A 23,539-nucleotide genomic window follows, 5' to 3' on the forward strand; every position below is an offset into this window, starting at 1 on the left:
AGATCAGAGCTGCCCGAGCAGGGTTGCAGCGCTCGATGTAACGGCCTGTCCAGGCGCTTCCTCGATGTTGAGTTCCTTGACGACGCCGTCCTCGACGAGCATGGAATAGCGCTTCGAGCGCACGCCCATATTGCCGGCGGCAAGATCGATATCGAGGCCGACGGCCTTGGTGAAGGTCGCATTTCCATCCGACAGATACTGGATCTTGCCTTCGCCGTTGGTCGCTTTGGCCCAGGCGCCCATGACGTGCGGATCGTTCACGGCGACGACGACGATGCTATCGACGCCCTTCGCGAGAATAGCGTCGCGGTTTTCGAGATAACCGGGGAGGTGGTTCATGCTGCATGTGGGCGTGAAGGCACCTGGAACGGCAAAGAGAACGACCTTCTTGCCCTTGAACAGGCTGTCGGAGCGTACTTCGCTGACGCCCTCATCGGTCTTGGTCTTGAATGTGGCATCGGGCAAACGTTCGCCTACCTTGATAGTCATGAATCGCTCCTCTTGAGATTGCGCAAAGGCCTATCGCAGATAGGGTGCGGATGGTGAAAAGTCGAGCTATTCCTTGAAGGGAATTGTTCCGGATACCGACTTGTCGCCCTGCACCAGCGTATAGTAGAGGAGGCCAGGCTTTGCCTGTGCGCCCGAAACGAGCGGCACGGCAAAGACGGCGCTTTTGTCGTCGCGGCTCTTCAATTTCGACATGCCGAAATTGGCCCCGCCTTCCGCAGCCACGAATAAATCGATCTCTTCGCTGCCCGCCGCAAGATCAGCCGTGAAATCAAGATGGTCATTGTCGCGCGTGACGGCTCGAACGCCGAATTCCGCCGATGCTGGTGCCGGCAATTGATCAAATGCGGTCGATATCTGCGCCTTGGTCAGCGGGTCGCTCGGCGTACCGTCGATGGCAATATCGAACTCGGCCGTGACGGGAATGCAGATTGTTTCGCATATGCCGAGGAAGGCGTGCCCCTTGAGATGGGCCGGCTTGGCTGGGTCTTCCAGCGTCAGCGTGAACGGGAGTGACACGGGCTTCTTGTACCCGGCCCACTGCGTGCCTCCATCGGCGAAACGGTGCGGCGTCGGGAAGGCAAGCGCATAGGCTTTGATGTTGCTGCTCGCGGTGAGATCAAGTTCCGGGGGCACGCCTGCGTCACCCGGTTCCTTCCAATAGGTTTTCCAGCCCGGATCGAGATTGATTTGGATGGCGCCGCGCACCTCAGGGTTCCCGTCCGTTGGATTGTCGACGATAACGCGGACCTTGCCGCCGGGCGTGCTGGTCCAGTCTGAACTGGCAGCGGCCGCCGGAAAAGCGAAGAGCAATGAGACAACGAGGTAAAGGAATTTTGTTTTCATGGCGGCGACAATTACAATGCTTTTCGTTGCGATCAAGGAGATGAGGGGATTTGCCCATCATATCTGTGTGACGAAGTCGTGTTCAGCCAAACTTTTCTTCCCAGTAACCGCTGTCGTTTACAATTCGTTACCATTGGGCGTTGTCATTTATAGAATCCTTGGTACCCTTATTCTTATGGGAAACTTGAGAGACGCGACCAACGAAGCCGGTTTTCTGAATGGACAATTCCTTCTCGCCATGCCGGGGATGGAAGACAGCCGTTTTGCGCGCTCGGTTATCTACATCTGCGCCCACTCGGAAAATGGCGCGATGGGTCTCATCATCAATCGCGCCCAGGAAATGGAATTTGCGGAAATTTTGGTGCAGCTTGGCGTGCTCGATGAGCAGCAAGTCATCATGATGCCGGACAGAACGCGCGATTTCCTCGTCCGCAACGGCGGGCCCGTCGAAGTGCGCCGCGGCTTCGTCCTCCATTCCGACGACTATCTTACGGATTCCACAATGCCCGTTGCCGAGGAACTCTGCTTGACGGGAACGGTCGACATCCTGCGCGCCATCTCAGGCGGACGTGGTCCCCGCAAGGCATTGATGACCTTGGGTTATTCGGGATGGGCCTCCGGCCAGCTCGAAAACGAGATCGCCAATAATGGCTGGCTTACTTGCCAGGCGCCGCACGATCTGCTCTTCGATCCGAACATTGACAGCACCTATGATCGGCTGCTCGCCTATATGGGTATCGATCCGTCGCGCCTCGCCACGGTCGCCGGCCACGCTTAAATTCACCTACCGGTTTTGATGTGTGGTCCCGTCGCGCTGCAACGCGATACAGCAAGAATTCAACCCTGCATTTCTTGTTGGCAATCCAAATCCAAGCAATCAATGAAAGCGAGAGCCAAGTAGCAGCATCAAGCCAGCTGGTGCATCGGGACGATGGGCCTCCCGACCGTGGCAACGGCCTTGCTCTCAAACTCGGAGAATAGGCATGTGGTTTTTGCCACTGACTATTACCTTTGAAATCAAAAGAACCCGGACGGGCTGGCAAGTCTGCATCCGGGTTCGATTGATTACCTAAGGTAAAGGTGGGGCGGCCGAAAGCTCGCCCCACGCTCCAGTTACGAATAATAGCAGTCTCTTCGCCAATTCCAAGCCCGCATTTAGTCTTACGATGCGGCCTTCGACTGCTGGAACTGTTCGCGCAGAAGCTTGGTGGCGACGTCGAGCGTCAAAGGCGGGCTGAACATGAAGCTCTGCGCGTATTCGCAGCCCATCTGGCGCAATTGCAGCGCGTCGCTTTCATTTTCGATGCCTTCCGAAACGACGGCAAGGCCAAGGTCATGCGCCATGCTGATCATCGAGCGCAGCAACGTCACCTTTTGCGGCTGATCGGCCTTGAGGAACGAACGGTCGATCTTGATCATATCGAACGGGAAGGACGTGAGATAGGAAAGCGAGGAATAGCCGGTGCCGAAATCGTCGAGCGAGACACCAACGCCCATTGCCTTGATGCTGGAAAGCACATAGCCGGAGCGCTCCGGATTTTCCATCATCAGAGATTCTGTGAGCTCGAGCTTCAGGCTGCTCGGCTCGATCTGCGTCTGCAGCAGGACCGAGCGGACGTCATCGATGAGATCCTGGCGGATCAACTGGCTGCTCGAAATGTTGACCGAGACGAAGAGCGGTGTCGCTCCGAGGGTGCGGCGCCAATTCACGAGATCTTCGGAGGCTTTTTGCATCGCAAAGAGGCCGAGCTGGACGATGAGGCCGGAACTTTCGGCGACGGGAATGAACTCTGACGGCGGGATCGATCCGCGGCGCGGATGATCCCAGCGCATGAGCGCTTCAAAGCCGGCGATACTGTTGTCATCGAGGCGCACGATCGGCTGATAGGCCATATGGATTTCACGGCGTTCCAGCGCGCGCCGCAGGTCCGATTCAAGCTGAAGGCGATCGCTGCCAACCGCACGGAAAGCCGGACGGAAGGGCTCGATGCGGTCGCCGCCGAAACGTTTCGCCTGGTACATCGCCAGCTCGGCGTCCTTTACCAGATCCTCCGGCGAGGCGGCGCTGCCGCTCGTCCAGGTGATCAGGCCGAGCGATGCGGTAAGAACAATCTCGCGCTTGGCAAAGGCGATGGGCGCGCGGATCGCCTGCTTCACCGCATCGGCGAAGGCGGCAATCTTGGCGGGCTCGCTTTCCGATACGAGGATCAGGCCGAACTGGTCAGCCGAGAGACGGCTCAACGTATCCTGCGGGCGCAGCAGGCGGTGCAGGCGGCGCGATATGGTCAGCAGGAAGGTGTCGCCGGCGGAGAGGCCGAGGCCGTCATTGACCTGCTTGAAGCGGTCGATGTCGATGATGAACACAGTCGGGCGGATTTTGCTTTCCGTTTGCGCCATGGTGATCACTGAGCCGAGGCGATCCAGGAACAGTTCGCGGTTGGGAAGGCCGGTCAGATTATCGTGGACGGCATCGTGGAGCAGCCGCTCCTCCGCCTTCTTCTGTTCGGTAACGTCAATCAGGGTGCCGACGCAGCGTACGATCTCACCATCCGAACCGATGACCGGGCGCGCCTTCAAGGAATACCAGTAATAATGACCGTCATTGGCGCGCAGGCGGAAGGTCTGGGAGATGCGACCGCGACGGTTCTCGAGAATGACGTCGAGCGTAGTCCGGAAACGGTCGCGGTCGTCGGAATGCAGCATCGGCAGCCAGTTGCGCACGGCCCCGTGCAAGGAACTTGCCGACGCTCCGAGGAAATTGGTCAGGTCAGGCGTCGTGACAACGCGGTCACGCGGCACGTCCCAATCCCAGACGATATCGCCCGAACCGATGATGGCGAGCGCCTGCCGCTCGACGTCGGAGAAGAGCCCCTGCTGCAACGCGCCTCCGGAAAAAGCGTGCTGCATGACAGTAAAGCCGATCAGGAGAACGATGAGGACAAGGCCGCCTGCGAGGGCTGGCTGGATGATGTCGTTGGCAAGAATGCCGGCAACGGTAAGCCAGCTGCCCATCAACCAGACAAGGAGCAGGATCCACGTCGGGATCAGCATGATCGCCCGGTCATAGCTCCGGAACGAGAAGAATCCGATCAGGATCGTGCCGGCTATGATGGTCAGCGCGAAGGAAAAGCGGGCGATGCCGGCTGCAATCGGCGGGTCGAAGATCGCGACGCCGGAGACGATGCCGAGACCGAGAATCCAGGTCAGCGCGCCATAGCTGAAATTATCGTGCCAGCGATTGAGGTTGAGATAGGTGAAAAGGAAGATCACGAGCGTCGCGGCCAGCGCTACTTCGGTGCCCGCCCGCCACATTTGTTCGTTGCCGGGCGCGATTTCGATAAGCTTGCTCCAGAAGCCGAAATCGACGCAGATATAGGCAAGAACCGCCCAGGCGAGGGCTGCCGTCGCCGGGAACAGCGAGGTACCCTTGACGACGAAAAGGATCGTCAGGAACAGCGCGAGCAAGCCGGCAATACCAAGCAGAATGCCGCGGTAGAGCGTATAGGAATTGACCGTATCCTTATAGGCATTCGGCTCCCACACATAAACCTGTGGCAGGTTGGGAGAAGCAAGCTCCGCGACAAGGGTGATGACCGAACCCGGGTTGAGCGTGATCAGGAAAATATCCGCGTCGTCGCTCGCCTGCCGGTCGAGGGCGAAGCCTTCGCTGGGGGTAATCGACGTGATGCGTGTCGAACCGAGGTCGGGCCAGATGAAGCGCGATCCGACAAGACGGAAATGCGGAGCGACGATCAGCCGGTCGATCTGTTCGTCGGTCGGATTGGCGAGCGAAAAGGCCGCCCAGTCGCCGGTCGAACGCTTGTCGTTTGCCTGCACCTCGATACGCCGAACGATGCCGTCCGTACCGGGAGCGGTTGAAATCTGGAACGTCTCACCCTGATTGCGATAGACCTCGACGGCCTTCGACAGGTCGAGCGCCGTGCTTTCCTTGGTGATCTTGATGGTTTCGAAGGCATTGGCGGCGGTATGGGCCGCTAGCAGCATGAATATGAGGACCAGAGCCCGCGATAAGCCTTTCAGCATCTGTCGTCCCAACAAAGCCACCGATACTTTTTCATTTGCCAGCCCTTGCATCATCCTCAATCAGCGCGAAGAGAAGATGATCTTGCCACATTCCGTTTATCTTTAGGTAAGACCGGAGCAGTCCTTCTCTCTGAAATCCGGCTTTTTCGAGAAGGCGGATCGATCTTTCATTGCTTGGAATACAGGCAGCTTCCAGGCGGTGCAACCTCACCTTGGTGAAAGCATAGGGGATGAGCAAGCTCAATGCTTCGTGCATGAACCCCTGTCCGGCGAAGGGTGCGCCGATCCAGTAGCCGATCATGCCATTCTGGCCGACACCGCGGCGGATGTTGCCAAGTGTGATGCCGCCGAGCAAGCGCTGGTCGGTATTGCGGAAGAGAAAGAACGGATGGGCCGTGCCTGCCGCCGCCTCGTCGTCATAATGGCGAATGCGATGGCGGAATGCGCCGCGTTCCAGATCATCGACCGCCCACAGCGGTTCCCATGGCGCGAGAAATTCGCGGCTTTCCGCGCGCAGCGATGCCCAGGCGCGATAGTCGGAAAGCGTCGGCGGACGCAGGTAAATGCGCTTGCCCTGCAAGGGCGGGGCTACGCTTTTGAGAAAGGGCAGGGCGATCATTGCCGCTCCGGATCGCCGTCAGACCGCTATCTTTCTCGGGCTCGACGCTGGGGCAGTCAGTCCATGACGGATATCGGCGAACTTCATCAGGGAACCGATCGGGCCGACCGCAGCGACTGTAGGCGTCGTGTCGAGGAACAGGCGTCCGGCAAGGTCGGTCAAACGTTCAACAGTGATCTTCGAGAGACGCTCGACCAGTTCGTCGGTCGATATCGGATTGCCGTAGAGAAGCATCTGGCGTGCGATCTGTCCGGCGCGGCTTGCTGCGCTTTCATGCGACATCAGCAGGCTCGCCCGATATTGCGCCCGTGCCCGGTTCAATTCCTCCTGGCTGATATTGCGGGCAGCCGCGTGCAGCTCGTCTATGATTACGGGTACGAGCTTTTTCAAATGATTGCGCCCGGTTGCAGCATGGACCCCGAAAACGCCGGTCTCGGAGAACCCCCAATGGAACGCATAGACCGAGTAGCACAGGCCCCGCTTTTCCCGCACTTCCTGGAAGAGGCGCGAAGACATGCCGCCACCGAGGATCATCGCCAAAAGCTGCGAGGCATAGAAATCGCGCACATGATAGGCGCGGCCCTCAAAACCGATCACCACCTGGGCGTCCATCAATTCGCGCTGTTCGCGGAAATCGCCGCCGACATAGTGGGAGATTTCGGGTTCCGGGGCCGTCGATTTCGGCCGGAACGAACCGAGGCGCTTTTCGACCTCTCGGACGAATTCGTCGTGCTTGACGCCGCCAGTGGCGACGACGACCATGCGCTCGGCGCTGTATTGCTCGTCCATATAGCGGCGAAGGTCGGCCGACGAGAAGGATTGGACGGTCTCCGGCGTGCCAAGGATGGTACGTCCAATGGTCTGGTTCTGGAAGGCCGCTTCGGTGAAGCGATCGAAAACCACATCGTCGGGCGTATCGTGCGCAGCACCGATCTCCTGCATGACGACGTTCTTTTCGCGCTCGAGTTCCTCGGCGTCGAATTTCGAACTCGTCATGATGTCGGCGAGAATGTCGATCGCGAGCGGCATGTCATCGCGCAGGACGCGTGAATAATACGAAGTGGTCTCGACGCTGGTCGCGGCATTGATTTCACCGCCCACATCCTCGATATCGGCGGCGATCTTCCAGGCGGAGCGGTTCTCGGTGCCCTTGAAGGCCATGTGTTCGAGAAGATGGGCTATACCGTGCTGGTTGCTTGCCTCGTTCCGTGACCCTGCCTTGACCCAAATGCCAAGGGCTACGCTCTCCACATGCGGCATTGTTTCTGTCGCAATCGTCAAACCGTTGGAGAGGCGACTGATTTCAACGCCCATGCAATGCTCCTTACTTTGCCGCTCTTGAATGCCGGCTCACATACTCTTCCACATTTTTAAGGTCGTTGGGAAGTACCGTGTACTGTTCTTTTCGTTGCATGAGATCACCCAGCCAGAGCGGCAGGTCTGGATGGACGCCGCTTGCCTCCTTCACGGCATCCGGGAACTTGGCCGGATGAGCCGTGGCAAGGACAACGCTTGGCGCCGTCGACCGCAGAACTTCGCGTGCTACCTTCAGGCCGATGGCCGAATGCGGATCGAGCAGGTAGCCGGACTGCTTCAGGACGCTCGCGATGATCCCGGTTGTCTCCGCCTTGCTGGAGCGGCCGGCATCGAATTCGGAGAGGATGAAGCCGAGTGCCTTTTCGGCGATCGAGAAGCTTCCGGATTGTTTGAGGCCGTCCATGAGGCGCCGCACCGAGGCCGCGTCACGGCCGTGCGCTTCAAAGAGCAAGCGTTCGAAGTTGGACGAAACCTGGATGTCCATCGACGGCGAGGTCGTATGTACCACGCCGCGCGTTTCGTAATTGCCGGTCTCCAGCGTCCGGGCAAGTATATCGTTGTCGTTGGTGGCAATGGCGAGGCGCTCGATCGGAAGTCCCATGCGCTTTGCAACGTAACCTGCGAAAATATCACCGAAATTGCCGGTTGGCACAGTGAACGAAACCGGCCTGTCGGGAGCGCCGAGGCTGAGTGCCGACGTGAAGTAATAGACGATCTGCGGCATGATGCGCGCCCAGTTGATCGAATTGACGCCGGAGAGCGAGAGCGCGTCGCGAAAGTTGAGATCGTTGAACATGCCTTTAACGAGCGATTGGCAATCGTCGAAATTGCCATCGATGGCGAGCGCATGAACATTTGACGCTGCCGACGTCGTCATTTGCCGCTGCTGCACCGGCGAGACGCGGTTGTGCGGAAACAGAATGAAGATGTCGGTCCGGTCGCGGTTGGCAAAGGCCTCGATAGCCGCGCCGCCCGTGTCGCCGGACGTTGCACCGACGATGGTCGCCCGCTCGCCCCGCCTGGCAAGACTGTAGTCCATCAGCCGCGCCAGAAGTTGCATCGCCACATCCTTGAATGCGAGCGTCGGACCATGAAAAAGCTCAAGCACGAATTCATTATGTCCGGTCTGGACCAAGGGGCAGACCGCCTCGTGGCGAAAGGTGGCGTAGGCTTCGTGTACCATGGCCTCGAAATCGGCCTGGTCGATGTCGCCGGCAATGAATGGCGTCAGCACGTGAATCGCGATCTCGGCGTAGGTCTTGCCCCGCAGCGAACGGATCTCGTCTGCAGAAAATTGTGGAAATTCCTTGGGCAGATAGAGCCCGCCATCGCGCGCAAGGCCGGCGAGAAGGGCATCGGAAAATCCTAAAACCGGCGCTTCGCCGCGTGTACTAACGTATTTCATCTCAAATATCCCTTGCCTTTGGATGCACGCGCAGCCCTGGCAAAAAGCTTGCGCAGCCCCGTCGCATTCTCATCGAACCGTTGATATAGAACACGTTCGTTCGTCAAGGTTCGTTCTACGAGGAAAGTTCAGTTCATGAAGTCAGAAACACAAAAAACTCTGCCCTTCTATCAACTTTGCGCCCCAATTTGTGCATTGGTCTTTGCTGCGGGGCTTGCGGCGTGTTCGACGAGCGGCGGGACCGTGGACACGAACTCCCCCAAGGCCCAGGCCACCGCCGAGGCCGACAAGCGCCTCACCGCCTCGCAACTGCGCGCCTTCTGCCCGCCCGTCACGATCCGCGAGGGAACCTCGGTCATCAACAATTACGGGAAGACCACCGACAAGAACCCGGCGAACCTGATTTATCAGGCATCCATGTCGGACGAAACCCGCTCTTGCAATTCGGACGACACCACGATGACCATGACTGTCGCCGTTTCGGGCAAGATCGTTCCCGGGGCGAAGTTCACGCCCGGTACGGTAACGGTGCCAATCCGTGTTGCCGTCATCCAGGGCTCCGATGTTGTCTACTCCAAGCTGAGCAGGCAGGCGGTTGCGGTCAATGACAGTGGCGCGGCCACCCAGTTCATCTTCAACGATCCGAACGTGAGCTTCCCCAAACCGGCGAGCCGCAACGTTCAGGTGTTCGTCGGCTTTGACGAAGGTCCGGACGATAGCGCCAAGGCAAAAACAAAGAAAAAGAACTAGATCGTCAACAAAGACGGCCGGTGGAAATACCGGCCGTCTTCTTTTTGACTGAAGCTGGATCAAACGGCTTCCGACCACACCGACATGGCTTCGATCACGGCCGGCAGATCGCGGTGGCGGCTGATGACTGTTTCAGCGCCGGCATCCGTTAATTTGTCTGCATGACCCGGATAGGTGTGGGCGCCGCCGGTAAAGCCGATAACCCGCATGCCCGCTGCCCGGGCCGCGTGAACCCCATGTGTCGAGTCTTCGATTACGATCGCCCGCGCTGGATCTACGTTGAAATGCCGCGCCGCAAAGAGATAGACATCCGGCGCCGGCTTCGGCTTCTGCGATCCGACCTCACGCGCCGAAAAGATGTGCGGGGCAAACAGATCGTAGAGCGTGCTCTGCTCCAGCATCATCTTGAGCGAGGAACTGATAGAGTTCGAGGCGATGCATTTCGGATATTTCAGCGCGGCAACGACCTGCTCGACGCCATCGATGACGTTGAGCTCGTTGCGCAGCTTATAATCCATCTGCTTGGCGGATTCTTCGATCAACTGCGCGGAAATTGGAATTCCTGCTTCCTTCTCGACCTGAAGCAGGATGTCGGTCCAGGTCAGGCCGGCAAAGCGCTCGGCAATGTCTTCGGGTTCGATCGGATAGCCTGCATCGGTCAGGAGCTTGGACTCGACCTGTGCGGCAAGGAATTCGGAATCGACGAGCACGCCATCGCAGTCGAAGATAATGAGCTGTGGTTCCATTAAATCATACCTGTTCGTGAAAATAGCGCTGCCATCGTGCAGCATTTCGGTCGCTTGGGGGATTTACCGGCATCGACTACACGCTAATTGGCCGGGCGTCAAAGAAAAGCGGGCTGTGGCGATGTGGGCGGCGTTGAACTTGCCCCTCCATTCGCCTGGAAGCGGTTGGGGCGCTGTGCACCACGAACAGTTTCCCGCATAACGCCGGCTCTTAACGCGAAATTTACCGCGTCCGGTAACCATGAGGCTCTGTAATGCGTCCCCAGTAGTCGAGTACCCCATGTCCGTTGTTCGTCTCGTGAATGAACTGCCCCAGGCAGCGCCGCAATCCTCCTGGCTCGATACAATTTTAAAGGGCGACTGCGTGGCCGCCCTCAACCGGCTGCCGGATCATTCCGTCGATATCATCTTCGCCGACCCGCCCTACAATTTGCAGCTCGACGGTGACCTGCATCGTCCCGACCAGTCGAAGGTCGATGCGGTCGATGACCACTGGGATCAGTTCGAAAGCTTTCAGGCCTATGATGCCTTCACCCGTGCCTGGCTGCTGGCGTGCCGACGCGTTCTCAAGCCCAACGGCACGATTTGGGTCATCGGGTCCTATCACAATATCTTCCGTGTTGGCTCGATGATGCAGGATCTGGGCTTCTGGATGCTCAACGACATTATCTGGCGCAAAAACAATCCCATGCCGAACTTCCGCGGCCGCCGCTTCCAGAATGCGCATGAGACCATGATCTGGGCATCGCGCGACCAGAAGTCCAAGGGCTACACATTCAACTATGAGGCGATGAAGGCTGCCAATGACGACCTGCAGATGCGGTCGGACTGGCTCTTTCCCATTTGCACGGGTGCGGAGCGTCTGAAAGATGAGAATGGCGACAAGATCCACCCAACCCAGAAACCAGAAGCCCTGCTTGCCCGCATTCTCATGGCATCGTCAAAACCCGGCGACGTCATTCTTGATCCCTTCTTCGGTTCGGGAACCACGGGCGCGGTGGCAAAGCGCCTCGGGCGACATTTCGTCGGCATCGAGCGCGAGCAGAAATATATCGATGCTGCGACGGCTCGCATCGCTGCCGTGGAGCCGCTGGCTGGGGCTGAACTCACGGTCATGACCGGCAAGCGCGCCGAGCCGCGCGTCGCCTTTGGCAGCATCGTCGAGTCCGGCCTGTTGAAACCCGGCGCCATCCTCAGCGATGCGCGGCGCCGTCACGCGGCCATCATCAGGGCCGACGGCACGGTCACGGCAGGTGGCGATGCCGGCTCCATCCACCGGATGGGCGCAAAGGCGCAAGGCCTCGATGCCTGCAACGGCTGGACTTTCTGGCACTATGAAGATGCAGGCGTTCTCAAGCCGATCGACGACTTGCGCAAGCAGGTGCGAAGCGGAATGACGACAGCCGGAGGCTGACGTTCCGATCGGACGCGGACCTCCAGTGCCGTTCTGATCCGAAACGCTCAGGCCTCATGCCTGGGCGTTTCGTCTTTGGCTATCAGATGCGAATGCCGAGATTATTGAGATCCGCCTTCAGCGCCTCTGGACTGGTGAATTGCACAGACTGCCAGCCAGCTTGCTGTGCGCCCGCGACGTTCCTGGCGCTGTCGTCGATGAAGAGTGTTGCAGCTGGATCAAGGTTGAAGGCCGCGACATGGTGATCGTAGATGGCCTTGTCCGGCTTGATCAGTCCGATATCACCTGAAACGGTTACGCCGCGGCTCTCGGTCAAGAACGGAAAGCGCTCCCAGGCCTCGCGCAACGTATCGGACGCGAAGTTGGTCAGCATGGTGACATCATGGCCGTCGGCGATGAGCTGGCGCAGGATCGTGACGCTGCCATTGATCGAATGGGTGATCATCATGTGCCAGTTCTTGCGAAAGGAGCGGATGTGATCTTCCCGATCGGGGAAATCTGCAATCAGCAGCGCCTCGGCATCGGCCCATTTGCGGCCGCGGTCCTGTTCGATGTTCCATTCATGCGTGCAGATATTGTCAAAGAACCATTTCCGCTCGGCGGCGTCCGGAATGAGTTCCCGAAAAGCGGCATCGGGCTCGTAGTGGATGAGAACCTGGCCAATGTCGAAAACGATATGCTTGACGGGTGTCATACGTCCTTACCTCTTTTTGCAAAAGCGTGGGGGATGGCTGCTGCAATGACTTTTTTCATGACCGTAGGCAACGCCTCGGCTGAAAGTTTTTCGATTTTTACCCACCAACCGTCAAGGTTTTGCGTTGCACGGATATTGCCTGCCTTGAAGACGGCAAGCCGCAACTCGAAATGTGTGAAGATGTGCGTGATGTTGCCTGCAGCAATCCAGTCGGCCGCAAATGGCGCGCTGGCGATATCCGTCGCGCCGTCCTGCCGCGCTGTCCAGGCTGTGGTCGGCACCTCGGCCATCCCGCCAAGCAAACCGGTTTCAGTGCGGCTGCGCAGCAAAACTTCGTTGTTCGCAGAGACGGCAACAAACGCCGCCCCAAGGCGGATCGGCCTTTCCTTCTTGGCCGCCTTGACGGGATAAAGTTCCGGATCGCTCGTTTGCAGCGCTTCGCAGCCCTCTTTCACGGGGCAGACAAAACAGGCCGGCCGCTTCGGCGTGCAAATTGTCGCACCGAGATCCATCATGGCCTGCGCGAAATCGCCGGGACGTTCGTCAGGGGTGAGCGCCTGCATGCGGGCGCGGATTTCAGACTTGGCGGCGGGAAGAGGGGTGTCGATTGCGTAAAGGCGGCTGATAACACGCTCCACATTGCCATCGACGACCGCGACAGGCCTGTTGAACGCGATCGAAGCAATCGCCGCGGCTGTATAGTCGCCGATCCCCGGCAATGACTTCAACCCGTTGATATCAGAAGGGAACGATCCGCCGTGATCGGCGCACACGGCATCGGCGCACTTCTTCAGATTGCGCGCCCGCGAATAGTAGCCAAGCCCCGCCCAGGCGCGCAGGACGGCATCCTGACTGGCAGCGGCAAGGTCCTTCACGGACGGCCACTTTTCGACAAAGGCGTTGAAATACGGCTTCACGGCCTCGACCGTCGTCTGCTGCAACATGATCTCGGACAGCCAGATGCGGTAGGGTTCCACAGCTTTCCCGGCCTTCTGCTCGCGCGGCGAAATGCGCCATGGTAGAATCCGGTGGTGAGAATCATACCAATCGAGCAGGTTGGCGGTTATTGGTTGCATCAATCTCAAACTGCGCTACACGGGGCCAACGGTTCATACAGAACCGCTGCGAGTACAAGAACAAAAATATTCGGAACCATGAATGTTTCCAGATCATTTGACCAAGCCCTTGATGCTCCCCGCCAGGGGACACTTTATTGGAATCGATCGCAATAATCGCATTTTCACATTTCTCTTCGCGCTTTTCCCAGGCCTTTTGGCAAGTGGGACGTCAGTTACGCTTGTCCTTGCCTTCATATGGGCAGTTATCTCGCTCGCGTTCAAGCGCTTCCCCTTCAAACTGACACCGACTGAAAAACGCGTCGCCTGGTGCTTCACTTTCTATATCGTCGTTACGGTCGTGTCGGTCGTCATCCATCCCAATGCGAAAGCCGGCCTCACTTACATTCTTAAAATGATCCCGTTCCTCGCCGTTTGGGCGGTACTTCCGCGGCTTCATGCCGGCGTTTCCGGCCGCCTTGTGCCCTTCCTGATCACCGGTGCGGGCATCGGCATGATCGGAGCGCTCGCCTACAGCCTTGTCCAGATAGCTTTCTTTGCCACGCGCGCTGAAGCCGGCGCCGGCAATGCTGCCGTCTTTGGCCTGTTCGCCGTGCTCTTCGGCAGTATCGCGCTCCTCAACGCCCACTCAAATAGCAAAACAGAGCGTCTGATTGCGATCCTGGGCTTTGCCTGTGGAATGGCTTGCGCTTTTCTTTCGGGGACGAGATCGGCCTGGCTAGTCATGCCGATACACTTTGCGATCCTCTATTGGTATTTGCGCGGCCAGTCCTTGCCGTCGCTTACCAACGCGGCGAAGGTTGTGGGAACCGTCTTGATCGTGGCGGTCATTTCCGTCGCGTCGATCAAGGTAACCGAGCGCTACCATGCGCTCGAGAGTGATATCACCCACCTTGACCAGCCGCAGGAGAACATCAACTCGCTGAAGGCCCGTCTTATGCTCTGGTCGGCCGGCGCGCAGGTATTCCTGCAGTCGCCGCTTCTCGGCGAGGGTCCGCAGAACAGAATGTCCTCGGTCAACGCGGTGTTGAATCTGCCGCCTGAAAAGCAGATGACCTTTACCCATGTTCACAACGGACTTTTGAACGCTGCGGTTGACGGCGGCATTCTCGGCGTCCTCGGTGTCCTGGCGCTCCTTGCTACCCCTATCATTGGCGCGCGCCAGAAGGAGCCGGGGCCTGGCCGTGATCTTGCGACGGCAATCGCGTTGCTCTTGCTGTCGAGCTACATCATAACCGGCATGTTGGGAATCATGTTCGGCCACGACGCCACGGACGCCGTGTTCATCTATCTGACCATCTTGATCTGCTGGATGCCGGGCAATGCACCATTTCTTTCGATCCCCCAGGTTGCCCAACACGCCGAGGCTGACGTTGCGGCGCTGAGTGCAAGGGCATGAACTTGGGCAGGTCGCAAAGGGAAACGGGAGAACGATGAAGGCCATTGTCACAGGAGCCGCCGGCTTTATCGGCTTCCACGTTGCAAGAAGGCTCGCAACCGAAGGCGTCGAGATTGTCGCGATCGACAATGTCAATGACTACTATCCGGTTGCGCTCAAGGAAACGCGGCTTTCGGCTCTTGATGGTCATGCCGGCATCCGCTTCGTGCGCGCCAACGTTGCCAATGCCGGCGAACTCGCCGCTGCGATCGGCGAGGATACCGATGCCGATGTCATCATTCACCTGGCCGCCCAGGCGGGGGTTCGCTATTCGGTCGAAAATCCCGCTGCCTATGTCGACGCGAACGTCCATGGCCAGGTCACGGTCTTCGAACAGGCATTGCGGATGAAAAAGCGCCCGCCCATCGTCTATGCGAGTTCGTCTTCGGTTTACGGGACCAACAGCAAAGTGCCGTTTTCCGAGAGCGATCCCGTCGATAATCCGGTATCCGTCTATGCGGCGACCAAACGTTCCGGCGAGCTCCTGGCCCATTCTTACCGGCATGTGCACAAGATTGCGTCCACGGGACTGCGTTTCTTCACCGTTTACGGCCCCTACGGCCGCCCTGACATGGCGCCTTGGTTGTTTACGGATGCGATCCTCAAAGGGGAGCCGATAAAGGTTTACAATCACGGCAAGATGGAACGGGATTTTACCTTCATCGACGATATCGTCAATGGCGTCCTTGGCGCAATGAACCGCATCCTGACCAATCCGGAAGCAACGGCCCCGGTCTATAATCTCGGCAACAACAAGCCCGTCGCCCTGATGCGCTTTATCGAGATTATCGAAAAGGCATGCGGCCGCGAAGCGACCAAGGAATTTGCGCCCATGCCGGCCGCCGATGTGCCGCGCACCTATGCCGATATCGACCTTGCCGCACGCGATCTCGGATTTTCTCCCTCGACTTCCTTGGAAGAAGGCATACCTTTGTTCGTAAAGTGGTTCCGCGGCTACAATGGCCGCTGACATGATGGCGACGATCCGATGAACGATAGCCAACAGCGGAAAGGATTCCGGCCCTTGGCCGATCCCGCCGCGGGCATCCTCGATCCCGTGTTGCGCAAACGGGCCGGGATCACGATCGAACTCGTGCAGGCATGGGACGAAGTCGTCGGCTCGAGTCTTGGCGAATTGTCCCGCCCCTTGAAACTCATCTGGCCCCGGCGCGCCCGCGAGGATGATCCGTTTCAACCGGCCACCTTGGTCATTGCTTGCCAAGGATTCACTGCAATGCGCGTACAGCATGAGACCGGCGAAATCATTAGCCGTGTCAATGCCTTCCTGGGCTTTGCTGCGGTCGGACGCATCAAGATCGAGCAAAAGCCGGTCGCGTTGCCCGTCGCGAAAAAGCGTTCCTTGCCGCCCGTTGACGCAGAGACCTCACGGAAGATCAGCCATGCGGTCGAGCCTATTGAGGATGACGGATTGCGCGAGGCGCTCGAGCGGCTCGGAAACAGCATCCATGCGGAGCGCAAGGGGCGCTGAGTTGCCACGGACCGACCCTTGATCCTTCACGAAAAATTCAAAGACAGATCGCTGTCTCTGCCTTAAAGAAACTGGCATGAGGCTCTAACGAGTCAGTAGACAGATCAACACCGGAGACAGGTGAACTTATGACTGAATTCTTCACCCGCAGAAACGTACTGGCGCTTGCCGCCGCCTCGACGGCCGCAATTGCTCTTGCATCCGGCCAGGCATGGGCCCAGGAAGCAGCAAAGCCTGCGGATGGCACAGCGCCGGTGAAGGCCCCCGAGCCGGCGGGCAAGATCGACGAAGCCAAGCTCATGGCGCCGGGGATCTTGAAGGACATCGTCATGGGCAAGGCCGAGGCGCCTGTCACCATCGTCGAATATGCGTCGATGACCTGCCCGCACTGCGCGCATTTCGCCACGACGACCCTGCCGACGATCAAGGAAAAATACATCGACACCGGCAAAGCGAAGCTCATCCTTCGCGAATTCCCGTTTGATCCGCGTGCTACGGCCGCCTTCATGCTTGCCCGCTGCGCGCCGGAGGATCGCTATTATCCGATGGTCGAAGTCCTCTTCGCACAGCAGCAACAATGGGCGGGCGTGGCAAATTCAGTAGAACCTTTGCTGCAAATCTCCAAATTGGCCGGTTTTACACAGGAGTCGTTCAACGCTTGCTTGACGAACCAAAAACTTCTGGATGATGTGAATGCTGCGCGTGACCGCGGAGCCAATGAATTCGGAGTAAATGCAACTCCGACTTTCTTTATCAATGGCTCGAAATACTCGGGAGCCCTTTCGGTTGACGAAATGTCGGCGATCATCGACGGCCTGCTCTAGTACCTCCGGTTCAGTTTTCGGCGGGCGCTTCGGTGCGTCCGCCGTTTGCATTCGGGCGCCGGGTGACGGGAAGGGCTGCTGATGCGCTTCACCAAACTCCGCCTCCTCGGCTTCAAATCCTTTGTCGAGCCTGCTGAATTCGTCATCGAAGGCGGGCTGACTGGCGTTGTCGGCCCCAATGGCTGCGGCAAGTCCAACCTTGTCGAAGCGCTACGTTGGGTGATGGGCGAGAATTCCTACAAGAACATGCGCGCATCCGGCATGGATGACGTGATATTTTCCGGGTCGGGAACGCGCCCGTCGCGCAATACGGCCGAAGTAACGCTCTTTCTCGACAATCAGGATCGCACTGCTCCGTCTGCATTCAACAATGCCGATGAACTGCAGGTATCGCGCCGCATCGAACGCGAGGCAGGGTCCGTCTACCGCATTAACGGCAAGGATGCCCGCGCCAAGGATGTGCAACTGCTGTTTGCCGACCAGTCCACAGGCGCACGCTCTCCCTCCATGGTCGGACAGGGCCGCATCGGCGAACTTATACAGGCAAAGCCCCAAGCGCGCCGTGCATTGCTCGAAGAAGCTGCGGGCATTTCCGGCCTGCACACGCGCCGGCATGAGGCGGAACTGAGACTGCGCGCGGCCGAGCAGAATCTCGAGCGGCTTGAAGACGTTGTCGGCGAACTCGAAACCCAGATCGAAAGCCTGCGCCGGCAATCGCGTCAGGCAAACCGCTTCAAGAGCCTTTCCGCCGATATCCGCCGTTCCGAAGCGATCCTGTTGCATCTGAAGTGGGCGGTCGCCAAGGCGCATGAGGGCGAAGCGCAGTCGGCGCTGTCGGTGGCGACATCGGGCGTCGGCGAGCAGGCTCAACTGCAGATGAATGCCGCCAAGGAACAGGCCATCGGCGCGCACAAGCTGCCGGACCTGCGTGAGGCGGAGGCCAAAGCCGCCGCGGTCCTGCAGCGCCTCACCATCGCCCGCGCACAACTCAACGAAGAGGCAGAGCGCATCAGCGCCCGCCAGGGTGAACTTGAAAAGAGACTTGTGCAGTTTACGGCAGACATTGCGCGTGAAGAGCAGATGGTCCGTGACAATGCCGACGTTCTCTCCCGGCTCGAGGCAGAGGAACAGGCGCTTCACGAAGAAAATGCCGGCGCCGGCGAACGCGAGATTGCGACGCGGGCCGAATTCGAACGCGCCGATGCGAAGCTGAAGGAAAGTGAGGCTGCGCTTACCAAGCTTACGGCAGAACGCGCCGAAGCTTCCGCCGAACGGGCGCAGATCGAGCGCAATATGCGCGATAGCGCGGAGCGCCGCGACCGGTTGGTACGCCAGCTTGGCGATGTCGAACGCGATCTCGCCAGTGTGATCGGCGAGATCTCGTCCTTGGCGGACCCGGTCGAAAAGCAGGGATTGGTTGAAGCCGCCGAAGCCGAGTTGGCGCAGGCCGAAGAGTCCGCGATCATTGCCGAAGCTGCCGTCGAAGATGCGCGCCAGCGAGAAGCGGAACTGCGGCAACCCTTGCAGGTGACGCGTGCTGAGCTTGGCCGTATCGAAACCGAGGCGCACACGCTTGCCAGGATGATCAACGCCGGAGGCACGGACCTTTTCCCGCCGGTTGTCGAATCGATCAAGGTGGACAAGGGGTACGAAGTTGCGCTCGGAGCCGCACTCGGCGAAGATCTCGACGCACCGACCGATCATGGTGCGCCCGTATTCTGGAGCGACGTCGACAATGCGGGCGGTGATCCGGATCTTCCGTCCGGCGTCCGGTCGCTCTCGGAGTTTGTCCGCGCCCCACGGCAATTGGCACGCAGTCTGGCGCAGATTGGCGTCGTCGATGAAGCCGACGGCGCCCAGCTGCAATCGTCGCTGCAGGCCGGGCAGCGCCTGGTCAGCCGCTCCGGTGCGCTATGGCGCTGGGATGGCTATACCGCAAGAGCGGATGCACCGACGCCGGCGGCGCAGCGGCTTGCCCAGAAGAACCGGCTGGCAGAACTCGATCTCGAAGTTGTGGCGGCAACGAAGCGGTTGCGCGAGGCGGAAGCCGCGATTGCCGGCGCCGAAGCCAGTGTCCGTCAATTGGTCGATGCCGAACGTGGTGCGCGCGAGCGGGTCCGCGGCACGCAACGCGCAGTGAGCGACGCACGCGAAGCGCTGGCAGCGGCCGAGCGGGCGGCGGGCCAACTGTCGAGCCGCCGAGCAGCGCTCGAAGAGGGCAAGACACGGCTCGCCGAAACGCTCGAAGAAGCGCACGAACAGTATGTGGACGCCGAAACGAGGCTGGCCCATGCGATCGACCTGCAGGACCTCGATTTGCGTCTCGCCCATCTGACGAGCGAGGTCACGCAGGACCGCGCCGGACTGTCGGAAGCGCGCTCCATTCATGACGGGCTGCGCCGCGAGGCGGACAATCGCATGCGCCGGCTCGAAGCCATTGCATTTGAGCGCAAGAGCTGGATCGCGCGCGCCGACAACGCCGACCGCCAGATCAAATCGCTGATCGAACGGCGGCTCGAAACCGAGCGCGAATCCGAGCAACTGGCGGATGCGCCGGAAGAAATAGAGGATCGCAACCGTACTTTGCTGTCGCAGCTTTCGGAGGCCGACCTACTTCGCCGCGATGCCGCAGACCGGCTTGCCGTGGCCGAAAACCGCCAGCATGAACTCGACCGGGCCGCAACCGAAGCCATTCAGGCGCTGGCGACAGCGCGTGAGGGCAGGGCGCGCGCTGAAGAACGCCTCGCGGCAGCGCAGGAGCGGCGCAAGGATACCGAAGCGCGCATCACTGAGGCCCTTCACTGCGCACCGCACGAGACCTTGAAGCTGACAGGTCTCGGACCCAATGATCCGCTGCCGGATGTGGACGCGACCGAACGAAATCTTGAGCGGTTGAAAATCGAGCGCGAACGGCTCGGTGCAGTCAACCTGCGCGCCGAGGAAGAGCAGGAGGAACTTTCCGCCCGCCTCGAAGCCATCGTCAGCGAGCGCGAGGACATCATCGAGGCTGTCAAAAAGCTGCGCCAGGCCATCCAGAGCCTCAACCGCGAAGGTCGCGAGCGTTTGCTTGCGGCGTTCGAGGTGGTGAACGTTCAGTTCCAGCGCCTATTCACCCATCTCTTCGGCGGTGGCACGGCGGAACTGCAACTGATCGAATCCGACGATCCGCTGGAGGCAGGGCTCGAAATCCTTGCGCGGCCGCCGGGCAAGAAACCACAGACCATGACGCTGCTCTCCGGCGGCGAACAGGCGCTGACGGCGATGGCGCTGATCTTCGCCGTGTTCCTCACCAATCCGGCACCGATCTGCGTGCTCGACGAAGTCGATGCGCCGCTCGACGATCACAATGTCGAGCGCTTCTGCAATTTGATGGACGAGATGGCTTCCTCCACGGATACGCGGTTCGTGGTCATTACCCACAACCCCATTACCATGGCGCGGATGAACCGACTGTTCGGCGTCACCATGGGCGAGCAGGGTGTAAGCCAGCTTGTTTCCGTTGATCTCCAGACCGCGGAGCAATTGCGCGAAGCAAGCTGACTTCATCCGCTGAAATGACAAAGCTTTTCAAAGCTTAATGCTGTTTTACTGTGCTAATCGATTTGAATGGTGCAATGCAGCATTTTTCGGTGGTGCTTGACGGATCGATCGCGTAGACCTCTCTTGTGCCAAGGGAGGCTGCTAGAATGAAATGGGTCTACACGTTCGGTGACGGCAAGGCAGAGGGTTCTGCCAATGATCGAAATCTCCTGGGAGGCAAAGGTGCCAATCTCGCCGAGATGTGCGCGCTGGGCCTGCCAGTCCCTCCGGGCTTTACGATTACCACCGATGTGTGCAGCTGGTTTTACGAGAACGGCCGCAAATACCCTGAAGCGCTCGCAGCCGACGTCAAGAAGTCGCTGGAGCATATTGCTGCAGTGACCGGCCGAACCTTCGGTGACAAGGCAAAGCCGCTTCTCGTTTCGGTGCGCTCGGGTTCACGAGCATCGATGCCCGGGATGATGGATACGGTCCTCAATCTCGGCCTGAATGACGAAACCGTGGAAGCAATCGCCGAGGAATCGGGCGATCCCCGTTTCGCCTATGATAGCTATCGCCGCTTCATCCAGATGTATTCCGATGTCGTCATGGGCCTCGACCACTCGGTTTTCGAGGAAATCCTCGAAGACACCAAGGCCAATCTCGGCCACGAGGTCGATACGGCACTCAGCGCCGACGATTGGAAAAACATCATCGAGCTCTACAAGGAAAAAATCGAGGAAGAGCTGGAAAAACCATTCCCGCAGGATCCCGAGGAGCAACTTTGGGGCGCGATCGGCGCTGTATTTTCGAGCTGGATGAACACGCGTGCGATTACCTATCGCCGTCTGCACGGCATTCCGGAAAACTGGGGCACGGCCGTCAACATCCAGGCGATGGTCTTCGGCAATATGGGCGATCGCTCGGCGACAGGCGTCGCCTTCACGCGCAATCCATCAACCGGCGAAAAGAAGCTTTACGGTGAGTTCCTGGTTAATGCCCAGGGCGAGGATGTCGTTGCCGGCATTCGCACGCCGCAGAACATCACCGAAGATGCGCGGATCGCCGCCGGGTCCGACAAGCCGTCGCTCGAGAAAGTCATGCCCCAGGCTTTTGCCGAGTTCTGCGCCGTCTCGGACCGGCTTGAGAAGCATTATACCGACATGCAGGATCTCGAATTCACCATCGAGGACGGCAAATTGTGGATGCTGCAGACGCGGGCCGGCAAGCGCACGGCCAAGGCTGCGCTGAGGATTGCCGTCGATATGGCCAACGAGGGGCTGATTACCCGCGAGGAAGCCGTGTTGCGCATCGATCCGGCCTCGCTCGACCAGTTGCTGCATCCGACCATCGATCCGAAAGCCAAGCGCGACGTGATCGGGACCGGCCTGCCTGCATCTCCGGGCGCTGCCACCGGTGAACTTGTCTTCTCTTCCGAAGATGCCGAACAGGCGAAGGCCGAAGGCCGCAAGGTCATTCTCGTGCGTATCGAGACGAGCCCGGAAGACATCCATGGCATGCATGCGGCAGAAGGCATCCTGACGACGCGCGGCGGCATGACCAGCCACGCGGCGGTGGTTGCGCGCGGCATGGGCAAGCCTTGCGTCTCCGGCGCTGGTTCATTGCGGGTCGACTACCGCAATGAGACGCTGCTCGCCATGGGTGTCGTTCTGAAGAAAGGCGACATCATCACCGTCGATGGCGGCACGGGCCAGGTGCTGAAGGGCTCGGTGCCCATGCTGCAGCCGGAGCTTTCGGGCGATTTCGGCCAGATCATGGAATGGGCCGACAAGACGCGGCGCATGAAGGTGCGCGCCAATGCCGAAACCCCGACCGATGCGCGCACGGCGCGCTCGTTCGGCGCCGAGGGCATCGGCCTTTGCCGCACTGAACACATGTTCTTCGAGGGCGAGCGCATCGTCGCCATGCGCGAGATGATCCTCGCCGACAACGAAAAGGGCCGCAGGATCGCGCTTGAGAAGCTGCTGCCGATGCAGCGATCGGATTTCGTCGAATTGTTCGAGATCATGAACGGTCTGCCGGTCACGATCCGTCTGCTCGACCCGCCCTTGCATGAATTCCTGCCGAAGACCGAGGAAGAAATCGCCGAGGTTGCCGCTGCGATGAATGTCAGCGCCGACAAGTTGCGCGAGCGCACTGACAGTTTGCACGAATTCAACCCTATGCTCGGCCACCGTGGTTGCCGCCTCGCAATCTCCTATCCGGAGATCGCGGAAATGCAGGCGCGTGCCATTTTCGAGGCAGCCGTTGCCGCGGCCAAGTCGACCGGTGCGCCGGTTGAGCCGGAAATCATGGTGCCGCTGGTCGGGCTTCGGGCGGAACTCGATTTCGTGAAGGCGCGCATCGATGCGGTTGCTGCCGATGTGATGAAGGAAGCCGATATCAAGATCAATTACCTCGTCGGCACCATGATCGAATTGCCGCGCGCCGCCGTGCGGGCGCATTCGATCGCCGAGGTCGCCGAGTTCTTCTCCTTCGGTACCAATGATTTGACGCAGACCACGTTCGGCATCTCGCGCGATGACGCGTCCTCCTTCCTGACGACGTACCAGGCGAAGGGCATTATCGAGCAGGATCCGTTCGTCTCGATCGACGTCGACGGGGTCGGCGAACTCGTCCGCATCGCCGTGGAAAAGGGCAGGGCGACACGCCCGGGTATCAAGCTCGGCATTTGCGGCGAACATGGCGGCGATCCGGCCTCGATCAAGTTCTGCGACGAAACCGGGCTCGACTATGTGTCCTGTTCGCCGTTCCGTGTGCCCATCGCTCGGCTCGCAGCGGCGCAGGCATCGGCGAAGCCAAAGAAAGGCTGAGCGGTTCTGCCTTAAAT

At 59.4% G+C, this 23,539-nt stretch carries 18 protein-coding genes; 9 read left to right on the plus strand and 9 right to left on the minus strand.

Annotated features, from left to right (window positions below; genetic code table 11):
* Window positions 1-3: 3 nt before the first annotated feature.
* Both BLR72_RS15230 and BLR72_RS15235 read right to left on the minus strand, forming a co-directional pair.
* Window positions 4-489: a peroxiredoxin gene (locus BLR72_RS15230; protein ID WP_027230066.1), complete on the minus strand. Its 486-nt coding sequence runs from the start codon at window positions 487-489 to the stop codon at window positions 4-6.
* A 66-nt stretch (window positions 490-555) separates the two neighbouring features.
* Window positions 556-1,353, minus strand: a complete 798-nt coding sequence (locus BLR72_RS15235) for a protein-disulfide reductase DsbD domain-containing protein (RefSeq protein WP_091949962.1) — start codon at window positions 1,351-1,353, stop codon at window positions 556-558.
* A 175-nt stretch (window positions 1,354-1,528) separates the two neighbouring features.
* Here BLR72_RS15235 and BLR72_RS15240 point away from each other — a divergent pair, with 175 nt between their 5' ends.
* On the plus strand, window positions 1,529-2,131 hold the full coding sequence (locus BLR72_RS15240) for a YqgE/AlgH family protein (RefSeq protein WP_027230064.1): 603 nt from the start codon (window positions 1,529-1,531) through the stop codon (window positions 2,129-2,131).
* 383 nt (window positions 2,132-2,514) lie between these two features.
* Here the strand turns inward: BLR72_RS15240 and BLR72_RS15245 are convergent, their stop codons facing one another.
* From BLR72_RS15245 to thrC, 4 genes are all read right to left on the minus strand, one after another.
* On the minus strand, window positions 2,515-5,358 hold the full coding sequence (locus BLR72_RS15245) for an EAL domain-containing protein (protein ID WP_244506730.1): 2,844 nt from the start codon (window positions 5,356-5,358) through the stop codon (window positions 2,515-2,517).
* A gap of 70 nt (window positions 5,359-5,428) precedes the next feature.
* Window positions 5,429-6,016, minus strand: coding sequence for a GNAT family N-acetyltransferase (locus BLR72_RS15250; protein ID WP_027230062.1), 588 nt, complete (start codon window positions 6,014-6,016; stop codon window positions 5,429-5,431).
* Between the two features lie 18 nt (window positions 6,017-6,034).
* Window positions 6,035-7,330, minus strand: a complete 1,296-nt coding sequence (locus BLR72_RS15255; protein ID WP_027230061.1) for a M16 family metallopeptidase — start codon at window positions 7,328-7,330, stop codon at window positions 6,035-6,037.
* 10 nt (window positions 7,331-7,340) lie between these two features.
* Window positions 7,341-8,738 (minus strand): threonine synthase, encoded by a 1,398-nt coding sequence (gene thrC, locus BLR72_RS15260; protein WP_091949966.1) that lies wholly within the window; start codon window positions 8,736-8,738, stop codon window positions 7,341-7,343.
* A 243-nt stretch (window positions 8,739-8,981) separates the two neighbouring features.
* On the opposite strand from thrC, the gene BLR72_RS15265 reads away from it, so the two are divergent.
* A complete protein-coding gene (locus BLR72_RS15265) occupies window positions 8,982-9,488 on the plus strand; it encodes a hypothetical protein (RefSeq protein ID WP_051614805.1) in 507 nt (168 codons plus the stop codon).
* A 59-nt stretch (window positions 9,489-9,547) separates the two neighbouring features.
* Here the strand turns inward: BLR72_RS15265 and BLR72_RS15270 are convergent, their stop codons facing one another.
* A complete protein-coding gene (locus tag BLR72_RS15270; RefSeq protein WP_027230058.1) occupies window positions 9,548-10,234 on the minus strand; it encodes an HAD family hydrolase in 687 nt (228 codons plus the stop codon).
* Between the two features lie 280 nt (window positions 10,235-10,514).
* Between BLR72_RS15270 and BLR72_RS15275 the strand changes: the two genes are divergently transcribed.
* Window positions 10,515-11,648, plus strand: coding sequence for a site-specific DNA-methyltransferase (locus BLR72_RS15275; protein WP_091949970.1), 1,134 nt, complete (start codon window positions 10,515-10,517; stop codon window positions 11,646-11,648).
* A gap of 82 nt (window positions 11,649-11,730) precedes the next feature.
* Here BLR72_RS15275 and BLR72_RS15280 read toward each other — a convergent pair whose 3' ends face one another.
* Both BLR72_RS15280 and mutY read right to left on the minus strand, forming a co-directional pair.
* Window positions 11,731-12,342, minus strand: a complete 612-nt coding sequence (locus BLR72_RS15280) for an HAD family hydrolase (protein WP_091949972.1) — start codon at window positions 12,340-12,342, stop codon at window positions 11,731-11,733.
* A complete protein-coding gene (gene mutY / locus BLR72_RS15285) occupies window positions 12,339-13,418 on the minus strand; it encodes an A/G-specific adenine glycosylase (RefSeq protein ID WP_091949974.1) in 1,080 nt (359 codons plus the stop codon). The genes BLR72_RS15280 and mutY overlap by 4 nt, the downstream gene beginning before the upstream one ends.
* Window positions 13,419-13,500: 82 nt before the next feature.
* On the opposite strand from mutY, the gene BLR72_RS15290 reads away from it, so the two are divergent.
* The 6 genes from BLR72_RS15290 to ppdK all read left to right on the plus strand — a co-directional run bounded on the left by BLR72_RS15290 (window position 13,501) and on the right by ppdK (window position 23,522).
* Complete coding sequence (locus BLR72_RS15290; RefSeq protein ID WP_091949976.1) at window positions 13,501-14,817, plus strand: O-antigen ligase family protein; 1,317 nt, start codon at window positions 13,501-13,503, stop codon at window positions 14,815-14,817.
* A 34-nt stretch (window positions 14,818-14,851) separates the two neighbouring features.
* Window positions 14,852-15,826 (plus strand): SDR family NAD(P)-dependent oxidoreductase, encoded by a 975-nt coding sequence (locus tag BLR72_RS15295; protein ID WP_091949978.1) that lies wholly within the window; start codon window positions 14,852-14,854, stop codon window positions 15,824-15,826.
* A gap of 18 nt (window positions 15,827-15,844) precedes the next feature.
* Entirely contained in the window at window positions 15,845-16,345 is a 501-nt protein-coding gene (locus BLR72_RS15300) for a DUF721 domain-containing protein (RefSeq protein ID WP_091949980.1), read from the plus strand.
* Window positions 16,346-16,473: 128 nt separating this feature from the next.
* Complete coding sequence (locus BLR72_RS15305) at window positions 16,474-17,169, plus strand: DsbA family protein (RefSeq protein ID WP_091949982.1); 696 nt, start codon at window positions 16,474-16,476, stop codon at window positions 17,167-17,169.
* 81 nt (window positions 17,170-17,250) lie between these two features.
* A complete protein-coding gene (locus BLR72_RS15310) occupies window positions 17,251-20,709 on the plus strand; it encodes a chromosome segregation SMC family protein (RefSeq protein WP_091949984.1) in 3,459 nt (1,152 codons plus the stop codon).
* Window positions 20,710-20,855: 146 nt separating this feature from the next.
* Window positions 20,856-23,522 carry a pyruvate, phosphate dikinase gene (gene ppdK / locus BLR72_RS15315; RefSeq protein WP_091949986.1) on the plus strand — a complete coding sequence of 889 codons (2,667 nt, stop codon included), beginning with the start codon at window positions 20,856-20,858 and terminating at the stop codon, window positions 23,520-23,522.
* The last annotated feature ends 17 nt before the right edge of the window (window positions 23,523-23,539 follow it).

This window comes from Phyllobacterium sp. YR620 (genome assembly GCF_900104165.1).
GTDB lineage: Bacteria > Pseudomonadota > Alphaproteobacteria > Rhizobiales > Rhizobiaceae > Phyllobacterium > Phyllobacterium pellucidum.